At 27.8% G+C, this 20,787-nt stretch carries 23 protein-coding genes; 13 read left to right on the top strand and 10 right to left on the bottom strand.

The genetic code is table 11. The features are described 5' to 3' along the window. Positions 1 to 8 precede the first annotated feature (8 nt). Positions 9 to 1,283, top strand: coding sequence for a sensor histidine kinase (locus tag CRU91_RS06110; RefSeq protein WP_113894336.1), 1,275 nt, complete (start codon positions 9 to 11; stop codon positions 1,281 to 1,283). Here the strand turns inward: CRU91_RS06110 and CRU91_RS06105 are convergent. From CRU91_RS06105 to CRU91_RS06080, 6 genes are all read right to left on the bottom strand, one after another. After that, on the bottom strand, positions 1,280 to 1,720 hold the full coding sequence (locus tag CRU91_RS06105) for a CoA-binding protein (RefSeq protein WP_113894335.1): 441 nt from the start codon (positions 1,718 to 1,720) through the stop codon (positions 1,280 to 1,282). The two genes, CRU91_RS06110 and CRU91_RS06105, sit on opposite strands and share 4 nt — an antisense overlap. 10 nt (positions 1,721 to 1,730) lie before the next feature. Then, positions 1,731 to 2,765 (bottom strand): DHH family phosphoesterase, encoded by a 1,035-nt coding sequence (locus CRU91_RS06100; protein ID WP_113894334.1) that lies wholly within the window; start codon positions 2,763 to 2,765, stop codon positions 1,731 to 1,733. Further along, complete coding sequence (locus CRU91_RS06095; RefSeq protein ID WP_113894333.1) at positions 2,762 to 3,163, bottom strand: RrF2 family transcriptional regulator; 402 nt, start codon at positions 3,161 to 3,163, stop codon at positions 2,762 to 2,764. Before CRU91_RS06095 ends, CRU91_RS06100 begins: the two co-directional genes overlap by 4 nt. A 132-nt stretch (positions 3,164 to 3,295) precedes the next feature. Further along, positions 3,296 to 3,568: a 30S ribosomal protein S15 gene (rpsO, locus tag CRU91_RS06090; RefSeq protein ID WP_113894332.1), complete on the bottom strand. Its 273-nt coding sequence runs from the start codon at positions 3,566 to 3,568 to the stop codon at positions 3,296 to 3,298. Positions 3,569 to 3,656: 88 nt separating this feature from the next. Continuing rightward, on the bottom strand, positions 3,657 to 4,628 hold the full coding sequence (moaA, locus tag CRU91_RS06085) for a GTP 3',8-cyclase MoaA (RefSeq protein ID WP_113894331.1): 972 nt from the start codon (positions 4,626 to 4,628) through the stop codon (positions 3,657 to 3,659). Positions 4,629 to 4,641: 13 nt separating this feature from the next. Continuing rightward, positions 4,642 to 5,559 carry a glycosyl transferase gene (locus CRU91_RS06080; protein WP_113894330.1) on the bottom strand — a complete coding sequence of 306 codons (918 nt, stop codon included), beginning with the start codon at positions 5,557 to 5,559 and terminating at the stop codon, positions 4,642 to 4,644. A gap of 87 nt (positions 5,560 to 5,646) precedes the next feature. Here CRU91_RS06080 and CRU91_RS06075 point away from each other — a divergent pair, with 87 nt between their 5' ends. Together CRU91_RS06075 and CRU91_RS06070 are read left to right on the top strand one after the other, a co-directional pair. Further along, the gene (locus CRU91_RS06075; protein ID WP_113894329.1) at positions 5,647 to 6,312 is read left to right on the top strand and encodes a Crp/Fnr family transcriptional regulator; all 666 of its coding nucleotides are present in this window, start codon (positions 5,647 to 5,649) and stop codon (positions 6,310 to 6,312) included. After that, positions 6,309 to 7,304, top strand: coding sequence for a type IV pili methyl-accepting chemotaxis transducer N-terminal domain-containing protein (locus CRU91_RS06070; protein WP_113894328.1), 996 nt, complete (start codon positions 6,309 to 6,311; stop codon positions 7,302 to 7,304). The genes CRU91_RS06075 and CRU91_RS06070 overlap by 4 nt, the downstream gene beginning before the upstream one ends. Before the next feature lie 7 nt (positions 7,305 to 7,311). On the opposite strand, the gene CRU91_RS06065 is transcribed toward CRU91_RS06070, so the two are convergent. Continuing rightward, positions 7,312 to 8,001: a response regulator transcription factor gene (locus CRU91_RS06065; protein WP_113894327.1), complete on the bottom strand. Its 690-nt coding sequence runs from the start codon at positions 7,999 to 8,001 to the stop codon at positions 7,312 to 7,314. A 66-nt stretch (positions 8,002 to 8,067) separates the two neighbouring features. On the opposite strand from CRU91_RS06065, the gene CRU91_RS06060 reads away from it, so the two are divergent. Beyond that, the gene (locus CRU91_RS06060) at positions 8,068 to 9,621 is read left to right on the top strand and encodes a cache domain-containing protein (protein WP_113894326.1); all 1,554 of its coding nucleotides are present in this window, start codon (positions 8,068 to 8,070) and stop codon (positions 9,619 to 9,621) included. 39 nt (positions 9,622 to 9,660) lie between these two features. On the opposite strand, the gene CRU91_RS06055 is transcribed toward CRU91_RS06060, so the two are convergent. From CRU91_RS06055 to CRU91_RS06045, 3 genes are read right to left on the bottom strand one after another with little or no spacing between them, the layout of a single operon-like run. Then, positions 9,661 to 10,944 carry a TRAP transporter large permease gene (locus CRU91_RS06055; RefSeq protein WP_113894325.1) on the bottom strand — a complete coding sequence of 428 codons (1,284 nt, stop codon included), beginning with the start codon at positions 10,942 to 10,944 and terminating at the stop codon, positions 9,661 to 9,663. Between the two features lies 1 nt (position 10,945). After that, on the bottom strand, positions 10,946 to 11,491 hold the full coding sequence (locus CRU91_RS06050) for a TRAP transporter small permease (RefSeq protein ID WP_113894324.1): 546 nt from the start codon (positions 11,489 to 11,491) through the stop codon (positions 10,946 to 10,948). Positions 11,492 to 11,504: 13 nt separating this feature from the next. Then, positions 11,505 to 12,497 (bottom strand): DctP family TRAP transporter solute-binding subunit, encoded by a 993-nt coding sequence (locus tag CRU91_RS06045; protein ID WP_113894323.1) that lies wholly within the window; start codon positions 12,495 to 12,497, stop codon positions 11,505 to 11,507. Positions 12,498 to 12,775: 278 nt separating this feature from the next. On the opposite strand from CRU91_RS06045, the gene napA reads away from it, so the two are divergent. The 9 genes from napA to nrfH all read left to right on the top strand — a co-directional run bounded on the left by napA (position 12,776) and on the right by nrfH (position 20,775). Continuing rightward, positions 12,776 to 15,586 (top strand): nitrate reductase catalytic subunit NapA, encoded by a 2,811-nt coding sequence (napA, locus tag CRU91_RS06040; RefSeq protein WP_113894322.1) that lies wholly within the window; start codon positions 12,776 to 12,778, stop codon positions 15,584 to 15,586. 9 nt (positions 15,587 to 15,595) lie between these two features. Continuing rightward, positions 15,596 to 16,399 carry a ferredoxin-type protein NapG gene (gene napG / locus CRU91_RS06035; protein WP_113894321.1) on the top strand — a complete coding sequence of 268 codons (804 nt, stop codon included), beginning with the start codon at positions 15,596 to 15,598 and terminating at the stop codon, positions 16,397 to 16,399. After that, complete coding sequence (gene napH / locus CRU91_RS06030; protein ID WP_113894320.1) at positions 16,396 to 17,199, top strand: quinol dehydrogenase ferredoxin subunit NapH; 804 nt, start codon at positions 16,396 to 16,398, stop codon at positions 17,197 to 17,199. Before napG ends, napH begins: the two co-directional genes overlap by 4 nt. Further along, a complete protein-coding gene (locus tag CRU91_RS06025; protein WP_113894319.1) occupies positions 17,196 to 17,798 on the top strand; it encodes a nitrate reductase cytochrome c-type subunit in 603 nt (200 codons plus the stop codon). The genes napH and CRU91_RS06025 overlap by 4 nt, the downstream gene beginning before the upstream one ends. Next, the gene (locus tag CRU91_RS06020) at positions 17,799 to 18,272 is read left to right on the top strand and encodes a ferredoxin-type protein NapF (RefSeq protein WP_113894318.1); all 474 of its coding nucleotides are present in this window, start codon (positions 17,799 to 17,801) and stop codon (positions 18,270 to 18,272) included. Beyond that, positions 18,272 to 19,228 (top strand): WD40 repeat domain-containing protein, encoded by a 957-nt coding sequence (locus CRU91_RS06015; RefSeq protein WP_113894317.1) that lies wholly within the window; start codon positions 18,272 to 18,274, stop codon positions 19,226 to 19,228. Before CRU91_RS06020 ends, CRU91_RS06015 begins: the two co-directional genes overlap by 1 nt. Before the next feature lie 2 nt (positions 19,229 to 19,230). Further along, positions 19,231 to 19,617 (top strand): chaperone NapD, encoded by a 387-nt coding sequence (locus CRU91_RS06010; RefSeq protein ID WP_113894316.1) that lies wholly within the window; start codon positions 19,231 to 19,233, stop codon positions 19,615 to 19,617. A 1-nt stretch (position 19,618) separates the two neighbouring features. Then, complete coding sequence (locus CRU91_RS06005; protein ID WP_113894315.1) at positions 19,619 to 20,062, top strand: PAS domain-containing protein; 444 nt, start codon at positions 19,619 to 19,621, stop codon at positions 20,060 to 20,062. A 179-nt stretch (positions 20,063 to 20,241) separates the two neighbouring features. After that, positions 20,242 to 20,775: a cytochrome c nitrite reductase small subunit gene (nrfH, locus tag CRU91_RS06000; RefSeq protein ID WP_113894314.1), complete on the top strand. Its 534-nt coding sequence runs from the start codon at positions 20,242 to 20,244 to the stop codon at positions 20,773 to 20,775. The last annotated feature ends 12 nt before the right edge of the window (positions 20,776 to 20,787 follow it).

Raw genomic sequence — 20,787 nt, 5'->3', positions numbered from 1 at the left:
TTTCAGTTATGGAAAGTAGGAGTATATATAGACAGTTTTATATAAAACTTATTATTGCTACTTCTCTTTTTATAATTACCTTATCTATAATATTCTATGAATATGCAAAAAGTTCTTTTTATGATAATATTCAGGACAATCTTTTAAATCAAGCAAAACAAATTGAAAAAGGTTATATAACAGCTGATAAGTTCCAAAATGTAATCTCACAATTCCAAATTATTGAAATAATATCAAATCAGACGATAAAAAAAGAAATCAGTTTTTCCAAATTTAATAAAGACAATAAATCATATACTAAATTACTATTTCCTATGTATGATAATGCATTCTTACAAATTACTAGAGATATAACTTTAGAGAGAGATTTACTATATTCTATAATATTTAAAAACTTTTTTGCTTTAGCAATTCCTAGTTTTATTTTAATGCTTATTTACTCACTTGTTGTTTCAAAATCTTTACTAAAACCTATAGTTCAAATAAACAAAAAGCTATCAAATATGGATGAAAATTCATTATCTCAAATTGATACAAAAGATTTGCCAATGGAGTTTCTAACTTTAGCAAACTCTATAAACTCTTTAACAAATCGTATTGGAACTTATGTAAAATTTAAAAAAGAGCTTTTTATAGGAATTGCTCATGAACTTAAAACTCCATTAGCAGTTATGAAACTAAAGAATGAATTAATGCTGAAAAAGGATAGAACAAAGCAAGAGTATGAAGATGCATTAAAACTAAATATAAAAGAAATAGATAATATGAATATAATGATAAGCTCTATTTTAGATATTGGAAGAACTGAGGGAGCACAGTTTGAACAGGCTAAAAACATTGACTTAGTAAAATATATTCAAAATAAAGTGAATGACTATAAAATGCTATCTTCTAAAAAAGATATAGAAATAAAATTTAGTTCAAATATTTCTCAACTTGATATTATTATTCAAGAAACTCTATTTAATCAAATTTTACAAAATTTTGTACAAAATGCTATAAAATTCACTCCTAATCATAAATTAATAGAAGTAAAAATAAAAAAGCTTGATGAAGAAGTAACAGTATCCGTATTCGATAATGGAATTGGAATCGATGAAAATGTAGATTTATTTGCTCCATTTAAAAAAGTAGGAAAAGAAAATGGCGTGGGTCTTGGCTTATATTTAGCAAAAATAGCTTCTGATGCATTAAATGCACAAATATCCATAAAAAATAGGCAAGATGGTAAAAACGGGTGTGTTGCAAAACTTGTATTAAGCAACAAACCTCAACAAGATTAAATAATTAAAGCTTGGTGTTCTATTTTTGTACACTTATTTTGAACTACATTTAATCCAACATTTTTAGCAATATCTGCAGCTTCATTGTTTGCAAGTCCTAATTGAAACCAAACAGTTTTTATATTTTTTTCATCTTTTATTTTTAAAACCTCTTCTACAACTTTAGCAATCGCATCTGGTTTTCTAAAAATGTCCACTAAATCAATATCAAATGGAATTTCACTTAAACTTCTATAAACTTTTTCACCTAAAATTGTATCTTCTTTAGGATAAATTGGAACTATTTTAAATCCAGCTTTTTGTAAATATGAAGCAACTCGATATGAAGCTTTTTCAGAATCTGGTGATAATCCAACAATAGCTATCGTTTTTGTTTCATGAAATATCTTTTTTATTTCTTCTTTGTTTGAATTAATTGTAGGGAATTCGCACTCCATATACTTCTCCTTAGTCTAGTTTATCTAGCTTATTTTGAATAAAAGCTTTCACTTCTAACAAATCTATTGTATCAGTAAAATCCTCAAATTTACAACCACTTGCATTTATATGTCCTCCACCATTTGCTAATTTTGAAGCAAGTTGAGAAACATCAAGTTTTCCATCAGCTCTAAATGAACTATTACCTTTTCTATTAATATCTATAAAAAAATCATAATCATAATTTGCTCTTAAAAAACTATTTGCAGGAATTGAAATAGAACCTAAACAATAAGTTAAAAGCCCTTTTTGTCCTTTATAGAAAATAGTTAATTCATCTTTTACATCATCTAAGCATTTAACTAAATATTTAGCACTTAAATTATCTAATGTATCATCTTCATGTTCTTTTAAAAACTCTTTTTTTAACGAGTGAACAGCATTGTCTAATTTTATATGTCCATCTTCTAAATCTAAATATTTAATAGCATTTTGTAGTAAAAAAAACTTCAGTTCTCTATCAAGATTTGCAAATAATATAGAATTTATCTCTCTTGCTTTTATAACCATAGACATAAGAACTTTACCAAATTCAAAATTCTTTTCTTCATTCTCAAGCCAAATATCAACTGCATTTATAGCATCAACCAATGATTTTAGATATACAATATCCGCATCAAATTTTTCTATCATAAAATCATATACAATCTTTGTTGCACATCTTTTATCATCTAAAAAATACCAATCATATTTTGCTGCACTTGTTTTTCCTGTGATATGATGATCCAAAAGTTGTAAAGTTATATCAAATCCATCTTCTTTTAGAAGATTTACCTCTTTATCTAATTCATCACTTTCTTGTAGAGTTAAATTTAAATCACTAATAATTAAGAACAGTTTTTCATCTTTGTGATTTTTTATATCTAAAATTACTTTCTTTAGAGCAAGTTTTACCTCTACTCCATAGTTTGCATTATAGTAATGAACTTTTTTAAAAAACTCTTTCGTGATTAATTGACAGCCAAACCCATCTAAATCTGTATGTGAAATATGAAATAGTCTCATTGTGCAATATCTTTCAATGTCAATTTATCTAAAAAATCATTTACTTTAAACTGTAAATTATTTAGTAAAGGCCAGATTCCGCAAAGTTTTGCTTTATTATTTGGACAACTTTGTATAGAATCAGAACATTCAAAAACCATAGGATTTCGCTCTTCAGCTGCTACAACTATTTCTAAAATAGTTATCTCATCTATTGGTTTTTTAAGGACAAATCCTCCATTTACACCTCTATGAGATATTACTAAATCCTGTTTAGAAAGATTTTGCATAATCTTTGCCAAAAAAGATTTTGAAATATCTAGCTCTTTTGATAAAACATCTACATTTACAGGAGTATTACTTTTTGAAATTGATATTAGTGATAATAGAGCATATTCACTTTTTTTTGTTAATAACATATTATATTTTTCCAATTTTCATTATTTTGCTACATTTTACAGAAACTATGATTAATATTCGTTAGTAGATATAAAAAAAGGGCTGTAACAAAAGTTACAACCCTTTTTCTAAGTTAGTATAAATAAAAAGAATTATTTTGCTCTAATTCCTAAAGAAGCAACTAATTCAACAAATTTTGCATAATCAGTTCTTCTTAAATATGCTAAAAGTTTTTTTCTTTTACCAACCATTTTTAAAAGACCTAATCTTGAAGAGTGATCTTTTTTAAACACTTTTAAATGCTCTGTTAAAATTTTAATTTGCTCTGTTAATAATGCTATTTGAACTTCAGCTGAACCTGTGTCACCTTCTTTTCTTGCATATTTTGAGATAATACTTACTTTTACTTCCTGATCTAAAGCCATTTTGACCTCCTAATAGGTATATGTTTAAATTTATTTCTAGTGAAATAGGTGCAAATTTTATTAAAAAATTGCTTTATTCTTACTTATATTATCCACCTGTTTGATAAAATGCCCTTGTTGAAATTTCATTATCAGATTTTGAGCTCCACTTATTTTTCTCTGGTTTATTTTCTAAAACCTTTTTCAAAATATTTACTGCTTCATCAATTCTATTATTTCGTACTGCATCTTTTATACTCATTGCATCTTCAAAATATAAACAGGGAATTAAAAAACCTTCAGCTGTTAATCTTATTCTATTACATGAAGAGCAAAAATCATCTTTGTGTGGTTCTATTATTCCAAATTCATATCCATCTTCAAATCTATAATATTGTGCAGGAGAACTTGTGTCTCTTGGTACTTTCACAAAATTTGGATATTTTTTTGAAATAACTTTTAAGATCTCATCTGAATTTAAACCTTTCGCACCAGCTTTTGCATGATTATTTTCCATAAATTCTATAAATCTTATTACATAAGCCTTACTCTTACAAAACTCTAAAACTTCAACTATATCAATATCATTTATCCCTTTTATAGGAACACAATTTATTTTAACTTTTAAACCTACCTTTGAAGCTTCTTCAATTCCTTCAAGAACTTTATCTAAAACATCTTTTTGAGCTATTTGCTTTGCTCTATCTTTGTTTAAAGTATCTAAAGATATATTTATTCTTTTAAGTCCTGCTTCTTTTAGTTTTTTTGCAATAGAAGATAACAAAAATCCATTTGTAGTCAAAGCCAAATCTATATCATTTTTATAATCAAATACCATCTTTATAAATTTATCTAAATCTTCTCTTAAAAGTGGTTCTCCACCTGTAATTCTAACTTTTTTTATACCCTCATCAATAGACACTTTTATAAATTTAAACAAATCTTCATAAGATAACAAATTTTCTTTTGGAACCCAAGAAAAAGGTTTTTCTGGCATACAATATTGACATCTAAAATTACATCTTTCAGTTACAGAAACTCGTAAATAATCAACTTTTCTACCAAATCCATCTATTAACATAATATAAACCTTTTTAATTCAATCTTTGCCAAGCTTCATCTAAAGAACTTACTCTTTTTGAGAACAACAAATATAATGCAATATTAAATTTAGCAAGTTTCAAGATATTTTCATCTGGTTGTTTTACAATATTTAAACACTCTTGTAAACTAATATTCTCATACTCTTTTTTATAATCTATTCCAAAATCTTTTAAACTAAAGCTAAACTCTTTTATTTCATCATCAACTTTTTGCCAATATTTAGAGTCTTTAAAAACTTCAACATCGCCCTCAACTCCTCTAATTACTGTAATATCTTTATAACTATTTTTAAAAATATCAAGATATTTAGCAACATAAGGTTTATGAACAACTCCCGTGATTGCATATTCACTTAAAGACGGGTTTAAAAGTTTTTCAACTGTGTTAAAAGCTGTTCTCATAACTAACTCTTTTCTTAATTTTGTCAAATTACTAAGTTCTCTTAAGTATTCTATCCTATCAAAATAGTGTACAAATTGACCCTTGTCAATATTAGTAAAAATATCTTTTGTTGTAACACCATCTTTTGCTGGTTGCAAAAAATCTCCACTAATCACAAGATTTAATCTTTTTATATCCCTATTCTTTTTATAAAAATCACTTAAGATGTTTTCAAAAAATGGAAATAAATATGGATTATTTGTTCTTCCATTGAAGTTATATCCCAAAACCATAGAGTCTTTTATCTCTTTTTTATGTATAAAACTATCAAGAGTATTTATACAGCCTTTTAATTCTTCATTTGTTTCAAGTCTCGTTCTCCAAGCTATCAAAAAAGCACCAATTTGAGCATCACTTAAATCTCTATTCAAAATCATTTCAATAACTCTTTGTGTCTCTTCAAGAGTTAAATCTTTATTTCCCTTTGGTCCAGTTCCAACTGCTTTTATAAATTTTTTAAATTCCATTATATATCCCATTTTATAGCGTTTTAATTAATATTTTTACAAGGATAATATATACTTACTTAAACGAAACTATTCTTAAGGTTATTTATGGGTTTATTACAAGATATTCAGGCACTAGACTTTTTTAAAAACTTAAATAACGACGAATTAGAAATATTAAGCTCTTTTTCTTCTATTAAACACTATGAGAAAGATTCTATTTTGTATTATGAAAGTGAATCACAAAAGAATATTCTATTTTTAATCAAAGGTTTAATAAAAATTTATAAATATGATAAATTTGATAATGAGATATTTTTATATCATATTTATGAGAATTCTATGATTAGTGAGATTAGTTCACTTATTGCAGATGAAATTTATTGCTTTTCAAATGCTTCATTTATCGAAGATTCTACAATTTTATCTATAAATTTTGAAAAGCTTCAAGAAAATTTTTTATCAAAAAATATATTAATAAAAGAACTTATGGAAAGTTTACTTAGAAAGACTCATCAACTTCAATGTATTGTAAATCGTGAATTAGTTTTTGATGCAACAGCAAAAGTTGCTTTTATGTTATCAAATGATTTAAAAATGTTTAACAATATTAAAAGACAAGATGTATCATTTATGCTACATATTCAACCTGAAACTCTATCAAGAGTTCTAAAGAAGTTATCAAGAGATGGAATTATAGATATTGAAAATAATAAAATATCTATCAAAAATGAAGGAGTTTTAAACTCAATTTTTAGAGGTGTTGGTATATGAAAAAAAATAAAATAAGTACAAATATAAAAATTATTGGAACGTTATTTGCTATTTTGATGTTAAGTATAGTTGCTATAACTTTTTATCTAAATAATAAAAATGAGAAAGATGCACTTATTATAAATATTGCTGGAAAACAAAGAATGCTTACACAAAATATATCAAAAAATATATTTTATTTATCACAATTTAAAAATAATTCTCTCGATGAATTAGATAGTTCAACAGCAGAATTTATTTATAATCTTAAAACTTTAAAAGATGGAAATAATCTTTCAAAAATAAAAGAAGCTCCAACTTCTCAAATTGCAAATCAACTTATGAAAGTAGAAATTTTATGGAGTAGTTTCTATCAAAATATTGTACACTTCAAAGAGTTATTAAATAAAGATAATTCACAAAATGAAATTCAAACTATTTTAAAATCTATTCATTCTTCAAACACTATTTTACTAAATGAAGTTGATACTTTAGTATCTTTATACACAGTTTATAGTGAATCAAAAATAGCAACAATAAGATATTTGCAGTATTTATTTGCAATTTTAATTTTAGTATTAATACTTTATAGTTTTTTAAAATTAAAAGCTATGGAAGCAAATGCAATAAGATTTTTAGAAGAATCAAAAAAAGTTATGGAACAAAACCTACAAGCTCCATTAACACCTATAAAAATTGAGGCTGAAGGAGAAATTGTTGAAGCTACAAATACATTAAATAAATTTATACAAAAAATAAATTTGGTTATGGATGATTCAGCAAATGCTATGATACAATCTAAAAATGCTTCATTAAAACTTGATGAACTAACAAATGAATTTAATGATATTATAGAAAATCTTACGAACTCTTCTGAAATTTCAAAACATCTAAATAGAAGTGAAGATATAGTAATTCAATCCCAAGAAGATTTAATGAACTCAAATAAAAGATTACTTGAACTTAAAAATGAGTTAGACAAAATTTTAGAATCATTTAATAAAAAAGATTAAATTTTTATCAAATACTCTTATTTTTACAATAATATCCTACTCCTTGCATATTTTTTAAAAAATTATCAGGGAGTTTTTTTCGTAAATTTTTGATAAAAAGCCTCATTGCATTTGGAGTTAAAACTGTATCTTCACAAATAGCATTTTCAAGTTCTTCATAAGTTATAATTCTATTTTTAGTAATTAAAAGCTTTAAGAAGATTGCTTCTTTTTTTGTCAATATAGCTTCAAATTCACCATTTGAAACTAAAGATTTCCTAGAATCAAAAACCCAAGATTCATCTAAAACATAGATTTTATTCTCATCATAAGAATTTACAAAAGATTCTAAAGCATCCATTAATTTTTCATTTGTAATAGGTTTTACTATATATTTCACCAAATATAATTCTGTTGCTTTTAATAAATAATCCAAATCAGTGTAAGCTGAAGTTATAATAACTCTTGTTTTTAAATCAGTTTGTCTTATATTCTTTATAAAATCTATTCCCGTTTCATTTCCCATTCTTATATCTGTTATTATCAAATCAGGTTTATGTTGTAAATATAAAGAGTTAGCATCTGTAACATTTGAAGCACTATAAACTTCTTTAAATAGATGGCTTAATATCTCTTCAATATTATTTCTTATTCCATCTTCATCTTCAACATACAAAACAGTAAAGGCATTTAGCTTATTTAAGAAATTATTTTTCATTCTTTAAAAACCCATATTATAAAAGATATGTTATCATAACAAAACATTGCTAATTAAGGGGTTATTTTGAAATATTCAATTGAAAAAAATTTATCTAAAATAATTATTTCTACATCTATTATAATCATGTCTGCTATGATATTTGCAATATCTTACTTTTATGTACAAAATACTTATGAGGATTTTGAAGAAGATATGCAAAGATTTGTAAAAGAGTATTATGATGAAGAAGCAAAGGGACTAAAAAAAGAGGTAAATACAGTAATAGATATATTAAATTATAATATTGCAACATCAGATTTAAGTGATGAAGAATTAAAGCAAAATGCTATACAACTTCTAAATAATATAAATTTCGAAATCAATAAAAGTAACTATTTTTTTGTATATGACATAGAAAATATGAGTGGTGGAGATGATTTTGCTACAATGATTGTTAATCCAAATAGAACAGATTTAGTAGGAACTAAAATCTCTACAAATTATGAAGATGCTGATGGTAAAAAATTTCGTGAAGAGTTTATGCAAAATATAAAGCAAAATAAAGAGTCTTATTCAAAATACTCTTATAAAAAGCCAAATACAAGTGAATTACAATATAAGCTATCATATTTTAAATATTTTGATAGATTTAATTGGGTAATTGCTTTAGGTGTATATACAGATGATATAGAAAGTAAAATTGCACTCAAGAAAGTTGCTTTAGAAAATAAAATAAAAAAACAGATAAATCAAAATATTGTTCTTTTTTTAATGTTTTTAACAGTTGCGATAATAGTATTATTTACTATTTCATATAAAATTGATGATATTTTAAAAAAATATGAAGAAAAAGTAAGAAACTATGCAAATGATTTAGAAATGCTAAATGCAAGTTTAGAAGAAAAAATAAAAACACAAATTGAAGAAAATAGAGAAAATGAACAAATTTTAATACAAAAATCAAGATTTATAGCATTAGGAGAAATGATTTCAAATATTGCCCATCAATGGAGACAACCACTATCTGAACTATCTTCTATTTTAATGTTTATAAAATTCAAATATGATTTAAATGCTTTAGACAGTCAAACTATGGATAAAAAATCAAATGAAGCAACTAAAGTTTTAGAGTATATGTCACAAACGATTGATGATTTTAGAAACTTCTTTTTACCTAAAAAAGATAAAGAAGAGTTTTATTTATACAAAGCTATAAATAGTGTTATGAGTATTGTTGCAAGTGGATTAAGTAGTAGCAATATTGTTGTTGAAATAGATATAGACAAAGATATAAAATTAAAAACATTTTTAAATGAATATCAACAGGTTGTTTTAAATATTTTGAAAAATGCACAGGATATACTAGAAGAAAAATCTATAGAAAGTCCTCTAATCAAAATATATTCAAAAGATAATGAACATCACACTATTTTATTTATTGAAGACAATGGTGGAGGAATTATAACAGAACCAAAAAGTAAAATTTTTGAACCATATTTTACAACAAAAGATAAAAGTAATGGTACTGGAATTGGACTTTATATGTCTAAAATTATTGTCGAAAGAAATATGAAGGGAAAATTAAAAGTAGATAATATAAATATAGGTGCTAGATTTGCTATTTATATTCCAAAATAAAAAAGCAAGAGTTAAAACTCTTACTTTTTGAACAATTTTTTAATATCCAAACATTAAATTTGGAAGCCATAAAGATATAGCTGGTATATATGTAACTAAAATAAGTCCTAATAATAAAACTAAAGTCATAGGAATAGAGGCTTTCGTAACTGTTCCCATACTAAGTCCTGTAATACCACTACCAACAAGGATGTTAAGACCTACTGGTGGGGTAATCATACCTATTTCCATATTTACAACCATAATAACTCCAAGGTGAATCGGATCAATTCCAAGAGCTACTCCTATTGGAAGTAAAAGTGGTACTGTAATCATAACAACAGAACTAGGTTCCATAAATTGTCCCATTACTAAAAGTAAAATATTTACTATAATTAAGAACATTAATGGTGTAACATTTGCATCTAATATCATTTGAGTAATTGTTTGTGGAATTTGCTCATCTGTTAAGAAGTGTGCAAAAATCATAGCATTTGCAATAATGAAGAAAATCATTGAACTTGTTTGTGCTGAATCTAATACAATTTTATATAAATCTCTTATCTTTAAATCTTTATAAACAAAGAAAGATATAAATAATGCATAAACAACACTCACTGCACCTGCTTCTGTTGGTGTGAATATACCACCATATATTCCTCCAATAACCACAATAATGATTAATAAAGCCCAAACAGATTCCTTAAATGTTCTAAACATTTCAGAAAAAGGTGCTCTTTTACTTCCCTTATATCCACTTCTTACAGCTAAAATATAAGTAGCTATCATCATCATAGCACCAAGCATAAGTCCAGGAACAACTCCAGCCATAAAAAGTTTTGCAATTGATTGTTCTGCACTTACCCCATATACGATAAATACAATAGATGGTGGGATAAGAATACCTAATGTTCCAGCTGTTGTGATTGTACCAATAGCAAATTGGTTATTATATCCAGCTTGTTTAATAGCACCATACATAACAGAACCAATAGCAGCAACAGTTGCAGGAGAACTACCACTAATAGCTGCAAAAATAACTGAAGCTAAAATAGCAGCAATTGGAAGACCACCAGGTAAGTGTCCTACAACACTTTTAGCAAAATTAACAATTCTAGTTGCTGCGCTTCCACGTGCTAGAAGTGAACCAGCTAAAACGAACATTGGAATTGCCATAAGTGTATATTTATTTAAACCATCAAAAATATGAGATGCAACTCCCATTAAATCATTATCTGTAAATAAAAATGCTGAAGCTAAAGTACTAATTCCAAGCGATACAGCAACTGGAACCCCAACTAACATCAATCCAAAAAGCAAACTAAAAAGTGTAACTATAACCATATTATTTTTCTCCTTTTATTTCATCAACAATATGTTCATGTTCACTAAACACTTTTATATCTTTTGAATCAGTTTTAAGTAATTCAACTAATTTTTCAAAAACTCTATAAGCTGCAAGTAAGAATGCAATAGGAATAACTAGTTGTGGTATCCACATAGGAACTTGTAAATCAACACTTATTTCTCCAAAATCCATTAACATTAAAATTAATTGATAACCTAAATAAGAGATTAAAAGAAGATAAGCTATAGACAATAAGTTTGCTAAAACTAAAAAAGTTTTTGTCATAATAGGAGATAATTTTGCTATTAACAGTGTAATAGAAATGTGAGCTCCCTGTCTAAATCCATAAGCAGCACCAAAGAGAGCTGACCAAATAAATAACCATTGTGTAAGTTCTCCAGCCCATGGTAAACTAGCTCCAAAGGCATATCTTAGTATAACATTAACGAAGGCCAATAAGACTCCCAAAACCATACCGTAAACGGCTATGGTTTGGTTTATCGTACCAACTATAACATCCATGATTTTAAAAAATTTATCCATTGTTCTTCTTTAATTATTTTGTTTCAATAGCTTTTTTGATTAAGTCTTCACCAATTACATTATAGAATTTTGGATAAACTTCTTCCATAACTTTTCTCCAGTTTGCAACTTGCTCAGGTGTTAGCTCATATATCTCAAGTCTTTTTGACTCATCAGCATATTTTTTTAATTCAGTCATAATTTTTGCATCATCTTCTTCAGTTGCTTTTCTTTCAAATTCTGTTGCTTCTTTCATAGCTTGAGATACTTTTTCTTGTAAATCTTTTGGTAATTTATCCCAGAATTTTTGATTCATAACAACTAAATAACCTAAATATCCGTGATTACTTAAAGTAAGACTAGATTGAACCTCATGGAATTTTTTTGTCCAAAGATTTGATAATGGATTTTCTGTTGCATCAACAACACCTTGTTGAAGTGCTGAATAAACTTCAGAGAATGGCAAAATTTGTGGACTTCCACCAATAGCTTTAATTTGCTCTTCTAAAACTTTTGAAGATTGAATTCTAAATTTTTGACCTTTAGCATCGTCAGGATTAATAATTGCTTGTTTAGAACTTGAGAAGTGTTTAAATCCAGCATCCCAATAATCAAATGCTTTCATCTGTTTTTTAGCATCAACAAATGATTTAAGCTTTGCTCCAACTTCTCCATCCATAACTTTATATAAGTGTTCTTTGTCTCTAAATAAGAATGGTAAATCAAAAAGTTGAATTTGAGGTACGATAGATGGGAATTTAGATAAACTTGGCATAATTAATTGAACATTATTCATAGCCAAAGCTTTCATCTCATCAGCATCACCATATAATTGTGAGTTAGGGAAAACTTGAACATCAATCTTTCCACCAGTTAATTCTTCAATTCTTTTTTCTAAAAAATTAGCTGCCATACCTTTTGGAGTATTGTCACTTACAACGTGACTAATCTTCATAACATAATCAGCTGCGAAACTCGAAGTTGCTAGCATTGCTGCTGCAATCGTTCCTAAAACTACTTTTTTCATAAGGGGCTCCTTAAAATTTTGGTTAAGAATGGATTATATTTAAAAGTTATGTAACTATTATGTATTAAAATCGAAATTATTGAATTTCTTTTAAGCTATATTTAATCTTGCTTAAATTTATAAACTAATATATTTATTTTATAAATATTGACAAATTTTACTTCTAAATATTAATTTTTACTTAAATACTTAAAAAGTTTGACATCCGTCAAGAATAAACTTTATGCTTTCAGTTAAGATTACTTTGTTATTAATTTATTTCAAAAAAAGGAGAAAAGATGTCGCTTTCAAGAAGAGATTTTCTAAAAAGTTCAGCAGCAGCAAGTGCAGCAGCAGCGATTGGTATGAATATACCATCAAATGTACAAGCACAAGCAAACACTGCTGAAAGTGGTTGGCGTTGGGATAAAGCAGCTTGTAGGTTCTGTGGAACAGGCTGTGGAATTATGCTTGCAACAAAAGAAGGAAAGATTGTTGCAGTAAAAGGAGATCCAGCAGCTCCTGTTAATAGAGGGCTTAACTGTATTAAAGGATATTTTAATGCAAAAATTATGTATGGTGCTGATAGATTAAAGACTCCTTTATTAAGAGTAAATAAAAAAGGTGACTTTGATAAAAAAGGTGATTTTGCTCCTGTTTCTTGGCAAAGAGCATTTGATGAGATGGAAAAACATATAAGAGTTGCATTAAAAGAAAAAGGTCCAGAGGGAATTGGTATCTTTGCAAGTGGTCAGCACACAATTATGGAAGGATATGCTGCACTTAAAATGATGAAGGCTGGATTTAGATCAAATGCAATTGATCCAAATGCAAGACACTGTATGGCATCTGCTGTTGTTGGTTTTTACCAAACATTTGGAATAGATGAACCAAGTGGTTGTTATGATGATATTGAACTAACTGATACTGTTGTTTGTTGGGGTTCAAATATGGCAGAAATGCACCCTATTTTATGGTCAAGAGTTACTGATAGAAAATTAAGTAATCCAGATAAAGTAAAAGTTGTAAATATATCTACATATAGACATAGAACATCTGATATTGCTGATTTAGAAATCATATTTACTCCAAATACAGATTTGGCTTTATGGAATTATATAGCTAGAGAGATTGTTTATAATCATCCTGAATCTATTGATTGGGATTTTGTTAAAGAACATATTGTTTTTGCGGCAAGTCCAGTAAACATTGGTTATGGTATGAGAAGAAGTGATGAAAAATCAATCAAAGATGGTAAATACTCAAAAGCTGAAATGGAAATAATAAGCAAAGAGATGGAAAAAACAGTTTCTGAAACTGAAGCTCCAGCACTTGCTCCTTATGGATATAAAGCTGGTGATAAAATGACAAATAAAAATACAGGTCTTGCTCACTGGGAAATATCTTTTGAAGAGTATAAAAAATTTCTTGAACCTTACACACTAGATTATGTTGCAAAAATTTCTAAAGGAAATCCTGATGAAGATATTGAAGAGTTTAAAAATAAACTTCAACAATTAGCAAATTGGTATATTGAACAAGATAGAAAAGTTGTAAGTTTCTGGACTATGGGTATGAACCAACATACACGTGGGACTTGGGTAAATACTTTAGCCTATAATGTTCACTTTTTATTAAATAAACAAGCTAAACCAGGAAGTGGAGCGTTCTCACTTACAGGACAACCAAGTGCTTGTGGAACAGCAAGAGAAGTTGGAACATTTACTCATAGACTTCCAGCAGATATGATGGTTGAAAATCCAAAACATAGAGAGATAACTGAAAAAGCTTGGAATTTACCTAAAGGAACTTTAAATCCAAAAGGTCATCAACATATCATGAAAATTCATAGAGATATTGAAGATGGAAATATAAAATTTGCTTGGGTAAATGTTTGTAATCCATATCAAGATACAGCAAGTGCAACTCACTGGATAAAAGCAGCACGTGAAATGGATAATTTTATAGTTACAAGTGATGGTTATCCTGGTATTTCAGCAAAAGTTTCTGACTTAATTCTACCATCAGCTATGATTTATGAAAAATGGGGTGGATACGGAAATGCTGAAAGAAGAACACAACTTTGGAGACAACAAGTAGTCCCTGTTGGTGATGCGATGAGTGATACTTGGCAATGGGTTGAACTTTCAAAAAGATTTACAGTTAAAGATTTATGGGGTGAAAAAACACTATTAAGTTCAAAAGGGGAAGTTAAACTTCCAGATATGATTGAAGCTGCTCGTGCTATGGGGTATGATGAAAATACAACTATGTATGAGATTTTATTTGCAAATGAAAGAGCAAAATCATATAAAGCAGACAAAAATGACCCTATTCAAGCTGGATTTGATAATACTGAAGCATTTGGAGATAATAGAAAAGTATTAGGAAGCGATGGGAAACCTTGGGAAGGATATGGATTCTTCATTCAAAAATATCTATTTGAAGAGTATGCAGACTTTGGAAGAGGTCATGCTCACGATTTAGCAGATTTTGACACATATCACAAGGTAAGAGGACTTAAATGGCCAGTTGTTGATGGAAAAGAGACATCTTGGAGATTTAATACAAAATATGACCCTTATGCAAAAAAAGCAAATCCAAATAGTGATTTTGCATTCTATGGAACTTTGGCAAAAGAGTTAGCTCAAGGTGATTTATTAGGTGTAAAAGATGAAACTAAAAAATCTTTAAAAAATAAAGCAAAAATTTTCGCTCGTCCTTATATGGATCCACCTGAAATGCCAGATAATGAATATCCAGTTTGGCTTAGCACAGGAAGAGTATTAGAACATTGGCATAGTGGAACTATGACTATGAGAGTTCCTGAACTATATCGTGCTGTTCCAGAAGCACTTTGCTATATGCACCCTGAAGATGCAACAAAATATGGTGTAAAACAAGGTGAACTAGCTTGGGTTGAAAGCCGAAGAGGAAAAGTAAAAGCAAGAGTTGAAACAAGAGGAAGAAATAGACCTTCAAGAGGTTTAGTATATGTTCCTTGGTTTGATGAAAAAGTATTTATCAATAAAGTTTGTTTAGATGCAACTTGTCCACAATCAGGGCAAACAGACTTTAAAAAATGTGCAGTTAAAGTTTACAAAGCATAAAGGTAAATTATGGATATCTTAAATAAACCCAAAGAAGATAGAAGAAAATTTATTCTTTCTAGTGCTAGAGCCATTGGACTAGCTATTCTTGGGGGTTTAACTTGGAGTGCCTATTTAAGTGAAGTGAAAGCAACTTCACTAATTTTAAGACCACCAGCAGCCTTAGCCGAAAATGATTTTTTAGCAACCTGTATTAAGTGTGGTTTATGTGTTGAAGCCTGTCCTTTTGACACTTTAAAATTGGCAAAACCAGGTGATAATATGCCTTTAGGAACTCCATATTTTGTTCCAAGAGAAATACCTTGTTATATGTGCGTTGATATTCCTTGTGTTCCTATTTGTCCAACAGACGCACTTGATGAAAAACTTGTAAAAAATAGTAAAAATGAGTTTGAAATCAGACAAATGCAAATGGGAGTTGCTATTGTAGATGAGAAATCTTGTGTAGCTTTTTGGGGAATACAATGTGATGCTTGTTATAGAGCCTGTCCACTTTTAGGTGAAGCTATAAATATCGTTTATGAAAAAAATGATAGAACAGGAAAACATGCCTTTTTAAAACCAGTTGTAAATAGTGATATTTGTACAGGTTGTGGACTTTGTGAAAAAGCTTGTATTACTGAAAAACCAGCAATTTTGGTTTTACCAAGAGAAATTGCCTTGGGAAAAGTAGGAGATCACTATATCAAAGGTTGGGATGAAAGTGATGAAAAAAGAGTAAAAAATGCATCTAGTGATACGAATGAAAGAACAATAAATCAAAAAAATGCAATAGACTCTTTAAATAGTGGTATGAAGGATTTATTAGAATGAAAAAGTATAGATTTTTAATAGCAAGAAGAGTTACACAAATATCTATTATGCTTCTTTACATTTTAGCAAATGTATATGGAATAAATTTTTTAATGGGTAATTTAAGTTCTTCATTAGTTTTACAAACTATTCCATTAAGTGATCCTTTTGCAGTTTTACAGATGTTCTTTGCAGGTGCAGTTATATCGTTTGATATTTTATTAGGTGCGATAATAGTATCTGTTTTTTATCTTTTTATTGGAGGAAGAGCATTTTGTTCTTGGGTTTGCCCAGTCAATATTATAACTGATAGTGCAAATTTTTTGCGAAGAAAATTAAACTTAAACCAAATAGAAAAAAAACAACCAGCTTCAAGAAATATTAGATATTGGGTGATAGGAATAAGTTTTATAATATCTTATTTTATGGGAGTTGCAGCTTTTGAACTAATATCACCTGTATCAATGGTACATAGAGGTTTGATTTTTGGTTTAGGCTTTGGTTTTGCAACAATTCTTGTAATATTTTTATTTGATTTGTTTGTTTTGAAAAATGGTTGGTGTGGACATATTTGCCCACTTGGTGGATTTTATTCATTAATTGGAAGATTTAGTCTAATAAGAGTCCATCATAACCACAATAATTGTACTGCTTGTATGAAGTGTAAAGTTGTTTGCCCTGAAAATCAGGTTTTACATATGATTACAAAATCGAGTGAACCAATTCTTCAAGAGTGTACAAATTGTGGTAGATGTGTTGAAGTGTGTGATGATGATGCACTTAATTTTGAATTACGAAATTATATAAAGGATAAAAAATGAATTTATCAAAATTAACTTTAAGTATTCTTACTTTCTCATCTATTTTGGTAGTATCTATGAATGCTGCAAATAGTATCAAAGATGATTCTTTAGGATTAAGACATGAAAGTTTATTAAAAGAGGATAAAGTTACAGGGGATGAAACAAAATATGGTACAGATCCAGCTGGAACAAGTACAAAATTTAAAAGAGCTTTTGAAAATGCTCCACCAATGATTCCACATGATACAGAAGGATTACTTCCAATTACAATAGATAATAATATGTGTACATCTTGTCACGATCCATTGGTAGCTGAAAGTATGGGAGCAACTCCTATTCCAAAATCTCACTTTACAAATTTTAGAGAATATGTTGCTTTAAATAAAGATGGACAGTTAGAAAGAGATGGAAAAGTTGTAGGTAATAGTAGTGATTTAAAAACTATTAAAAAACCACTTGATATGTTAGCAAATGCTAGATTTAATTGTTCAGCTTGTCATGCTCCACAATCAGATAGTGCAAATATTCCAAAAAACAATTTTACTCCTGATTTTAGAAGTAGTGATTTAAATGATAAATCAAACCTTTTAGATGTAATAACTGAAGGTGTTAAATAGATGAAAAGAAGAGAGCTTTTCAGCTCTCTTGCTAAACCTTTTAGGCAAAAGCAAGAAAGCATAATTCGTCCACCATATTTTAAAGATGAAAATCTTTTTTTTACAAACTGTACAAAATGTATTGAGAAACCTTGTAGTACAGTTTGCGAAGAAAATATTATTGTTATTCAAGAAGATTTAACACCTAAAATAGATTTTACAAACTCTGGATGTACTTATTGTGATTTGTGTGCAGAAGCCTGTAAAAATGATGTCTTAAACTTGGAAGAAAAAAAACATATAAATGCTAGAATACAAATAGATACACAATCTTGTCTTGCTTGGAATCAAACAATGTGTTTTTCTTGTAAAGATCCTTGTTTAGATGATGCTATAAATTTTTTAGCAATGTTTAAACCAACTATAAATGATAACTGCACAAGTTGTGGATTTTGTATAAAAGTTTGTCCAACAAATGCTATAAAGGTACTTTAATGTTAAAAATTATATTTTTTACTCTATTTTGTTTAGTTTTAAATGCAAAAGAAATAAGTCCAGAGTTTTCTTTAAAAACTTCTGGAGCTATTACAGATTTTATCGTAGAAGATACTGTTTTATATGTTGCAACAACAGCTAGTAGTGTTGATATATTTTCTTTAGAAGAAAAAGAAAAAATAAATTCTATAAAAGTACCTAAAATAAAAGATTTTCTAGGTGATATAATAGATGCAAAAATATTTAGTGTAGATAAAATCAATAATAAAATTTTAATATTATCTCAAGGTGAAAATGGTGGACGAAATATTTTTATATATGAAGATAATAAACTACAAAATATCATAAATGCGAAAGATAGGCTATTTATTGCCCAAGCAAAATTTTTAGATGAAAACAACATAATATACACTCTTTTATCAAATCAAATTTTTATATATGATATAAAAAATTCTAAGATTATAAATGAAATTCAAGTTTCACAATCTTCATTTTCTCATTTTGTATTAAGTGATGATAAAAAAACAATTTTAGTCACAGATGAAAGTGGAGTAATAAACCAGTATGATACAAAAAATTTAAAAAGACTTAAAACTTTTAAAGGACAAAATGTAGATAGAGTTTTTCAAGTAGATATAAAAAAAGATACGATTTTAGCATCAGGTCAAGATAGAAGAGCATCTATTTACTTTACAAATGGAAAAGCACCTTTTTACAAATCTTTTGATTTTTTAGTTTATGCTGGTTCTTTAAGTCCATCATCAAATCTTGCTTGTGTTTCAAATGATGAAAATAATAATGCTTTAGTATTTGATATAAATACAAATGAAAATAAATATTTACTTACACAAAATAGAGCTATATTAACAAAAATTCTATTTTTAGATGAAGACAATATAGCTATCTCAAGTGATGATGAAAATATAAACTTTTACAATCTCAAAATAAAGGAATAAAAATGAATATCTCAAGTATTGTAGTGCAAACTTTGCCAAAAAATTTAGAAAATGTAATAGAGAGTTTAAAAAAGTCTGGAATATGCGACTATCATATGCATGATGAAATAGGAAGAGTTATCGTAACTATTGAAGGTAAAAATGTTGAAGAGGAGCTAAAAAAATTAAAAGTTATTGAAGCAATACCAAATGTAATTAGTGCTGATATGCAAATGAGTTATAGTGAAGAAGAGTTAAGTTCTCATTTGGAAGTTTTAGAAAACTCTGATGCCGTTCCAAAAGTTTTAAATGACAAAGATATTAAAGTTGAAGATATAGTATATCATGGTGATTTAAAAAGGAAAGATTTAATAGGCTTTGCAAAAGAATTTGATAATACAGGAAAATAAAATGGAATTTTTATCTGGAAATTTTTTAATTGAAACCATAGTTCCAAAAGATGAACTTATAGTATCAAGAACTGATTTAAAAGGAATTATAACTTATGCAAATGAAACATTTGCAAAGATATCAGGATATAACTCAGATGAACTTATTGGAAAATCACACAATATTGTAAGACATCCAGATATGCCAAAATTCATTTTTAAAAATATGTGGAGTGATTTACACACAAAAGGAAGATGGAGTGGTATTGTAAAAAATCTTAGAAAAGATGAAGGATTTTATTGGGTTTATGCAGAGGTTTCTCAAGTATTTAGAAATGACAAATTAGTTGAATATAAATCAATAAGAAGTCCAATATCTTTTCAAGACAAGAAAAATTATCAACTATTATATGATGAATTAAGAGAAAGAAACAATGAAGTAAAAAGAATCATATCTTATAAATAATTATTTTATAGCCTAATTAAGCTAACTCTAAATAGACTTTTTAATATTAAAGTTTATTATTAAAATAGTAAACTTTACTTTACCATATTTCCTGTAATACCGATAAAAACGACTTATTTAAGATTAACAAAAGGTTAATAACTATATACTTCTTTATATCTAATAGATAAGGATATACGATGGAAAAAAATAGAAAAATAATTTTCTATGGAGCAATTTTAAGCGTTATAATTGCTGCTGGATTATTTATTTACACGATGTATGCTTCTTCAATGTTGTCATATCTTTCTAGTGATCCCAAAGCCTGTATAAACTGCCATGTTATGCATTCAGCCTATACAACATGGGATAATAGTTCACATAAAAATGTGGCTAAATGTGTTGATTGTCATCTTCCTGTTGGAGATGAAATCGCTAAGTACACAGCAAAAGCAATTGATGGATGGAATCACTCAGTAGCTTTTACTTTAAATACTTATAAAAACAACATTAGAATAAGTGAAAATGCTGCAGAACGTGTACAAGCAAACTGTATTAGATGCCACAGTAGTGTGAGTGAAACTGTACAAAAAAATGCAAGTTTTTATCACAACAATAGCAATTTTGACAATAGTAGGAAATGTTGGGATTGCCATAAATATGTTCCTCATGGTAAAGTTAGAAGTTTAACTTCAACTCCATATAATTTGGGAATAAAAGAACACTTAAAGTAATTAAGTAGGAGG

Source organism: Aliarcobacter vitoriensis, from assembly GCF_003316695.1.
Taxonomy (GTDB): Bacteria; Campylobacterota; Campylobacteria; order Campylobacterales; family Arcobacteraceae; genus Aliarcobacter; species Aliarcobacter vitoriensis.
Note: the sequence above shows the minus strand (reverse complement) of the source record. Positions and strands in the feature narration are given on the sequence as shown.

What these genes read in the sequence shown, in the direction of transcription:
- CRU91_RS06110 (WP_113894336.1), top strand. Translation starts at nt 9, where the DNA reads ATGGAAAGTAGGAGTATATATAGACAGTTTTATATAAAACTTATTATT.
- CRU91_RS06105 (WP_113894335.1), bottom strand. Translation starts at nt 1,720, where the DNA reads ATGGAGTGCGAATTCCCTACAATTAATTCAAACAAAGAAGAAATAAAA.
- CRU91_RS06100 (WP_113894334.1), bottom strand. Translation starts at nt 2,765, where the DNA reads ATGAGACTATTTCATATTTCACATACAGATTTAGATGGGTTTGGCTGT.
- CRU91_RS06095 (WP_113894333.1), bottom strand. Translation starts at nt 3,163, where the DNA reads ATGTTATTAACAAAAAAAAGTGAATATGCTCTATTATCACTAATATCA.
- rpsO (WP_113894332.1), bottom strand. Translation starts at nt 3,568, where the DNA reads ATGGCTTTAGATCAGGAAGTAAAAGTAAGTATTATCTCAAAATATGCA.
- moaA (WP_113894331.1), bottom strand. Translation starts at nt 4,628, where the DNA reads ATGTTAATAGATGGATTTGGTAGAAAAGTTGATTATTTACGAGTTTCT.
- CRU91_RS06080 (WP_113894330.1), bottom strand. Translation starts at nt 5,559, where the DNA reads ATGGAATTTAAAAAATTTATAAAAGCAGTTGGAACTGGACCAAAGGGA.
- CRU91_RS06075 (WP_113894329.1), top strand. Translation starts at nt 5,647, where the DNA reads ATGGGTTTATTACAAGATATTCAGGCACTAGACTTTTTTAAAAACTTA.
- CRU91_RS06070 (WP_113894328.1), top strand. Translation starts at nt 6,309, where the DNA reads ATGAAAAAAAATAAAATAAGTACAAATATAAAAATTATTGGAACGTTA.
- CRU91_RS06065 (WP_113894327.1), bottom strand. Translation starts at nt 8,001, where the DNA reads ATGAAAAATAATTTCTTAAATAAGCTAAATGCCTTTACTGTTTTGTAT.
- CRU91_RS06055 (WP_113894325.1), bottom strand. Translation starts at nt 10,944, where the DNA reads ATGGTTATAGTTACACTTTTTAGTTTGCTTTTTGGATTGATGTTAGTT.
- CRU91_RS06050 (WP_113894324.1), bottom strand. Translation starts at nt 11,491, where the DNA reads ATGGATAAATTTTTTAAAATCATGGATGTTATAGTTGGTACGATAAAC.
- CRU91_RS06045 (WP_113894323.1), bottom strand. Translation starts at nt 12,497, where the DNA reads ATGAAAAAAGTAGTTTTAGGAACGATTGCAGCAGCAATGCTAGCAACT.
- napA (WP_113894322.1), top strand. Translation starts at nt 12,776, where the DNA reads ATGTCGCTTTCAAGAAGAGATTTTCTAAAAAGTTCAGCAGCAGCAAGT.
- napG (WP_113894321.1), top strand. Translation starts at nt 15,596, where the DNA reads ATGGATATCTTAAATAAACCCAAAGAAGATAGAAGAAAATTTATTCTT.
- napH (WP_113894320.1), top strand. Translation starts at nt 16,396, where the DNA reads ATGAAAAAGTATAGATTTTTAATAGCAAGAAGAGTTACACAAATATCT.
- CRU91_RS06025 (WP_113894319.1), top strand. Translation starts at nt 17,196, where the DNA reads ATGAATTTATCAAAATTAACTTTAAGTATTCTTACTTTCTCATCTATT.
- CRU91_RS06020 (WP_113894318.1), top strand. Translation starts at nt 17,799, where the DNA reads ATGAAAAGAAGAGAGCTTTTCAGCTCTCTTGCTAAACCTTTTAGGCAA.
- CRU91_RS06015 (WP_113894317.1), top strand. Translation starts at nt 18,272, where the DNA reads ATGTTAAAAATTATATTTTTTACTCTATTTTGTTTAGTTTTAAATGCA.
- CRU91_RS06010 (WP_113894316.1), top strand. Translation starts at nt 19,231, where the DNA reads ATGAATATCTCAAGTATTGTAGTGCAAACTTTGCCAAAAAATTTAGAA.
- CRU91_RS06005 (WP_113894315.1), top strand. Translation starts at nt 19,619, where the DNA reads ATGGAATTTTTATCTGGAAATTTTTTAATTGAAACCATAGTTCCAAAA.
- nrfH (WP_113894314.1), top strand. Translation starts at nt 20,242, where the DNA reads ATGGAAAAAAATAGAAAAATAATTTTCTATGGAGCAATTTTAAGCGTT.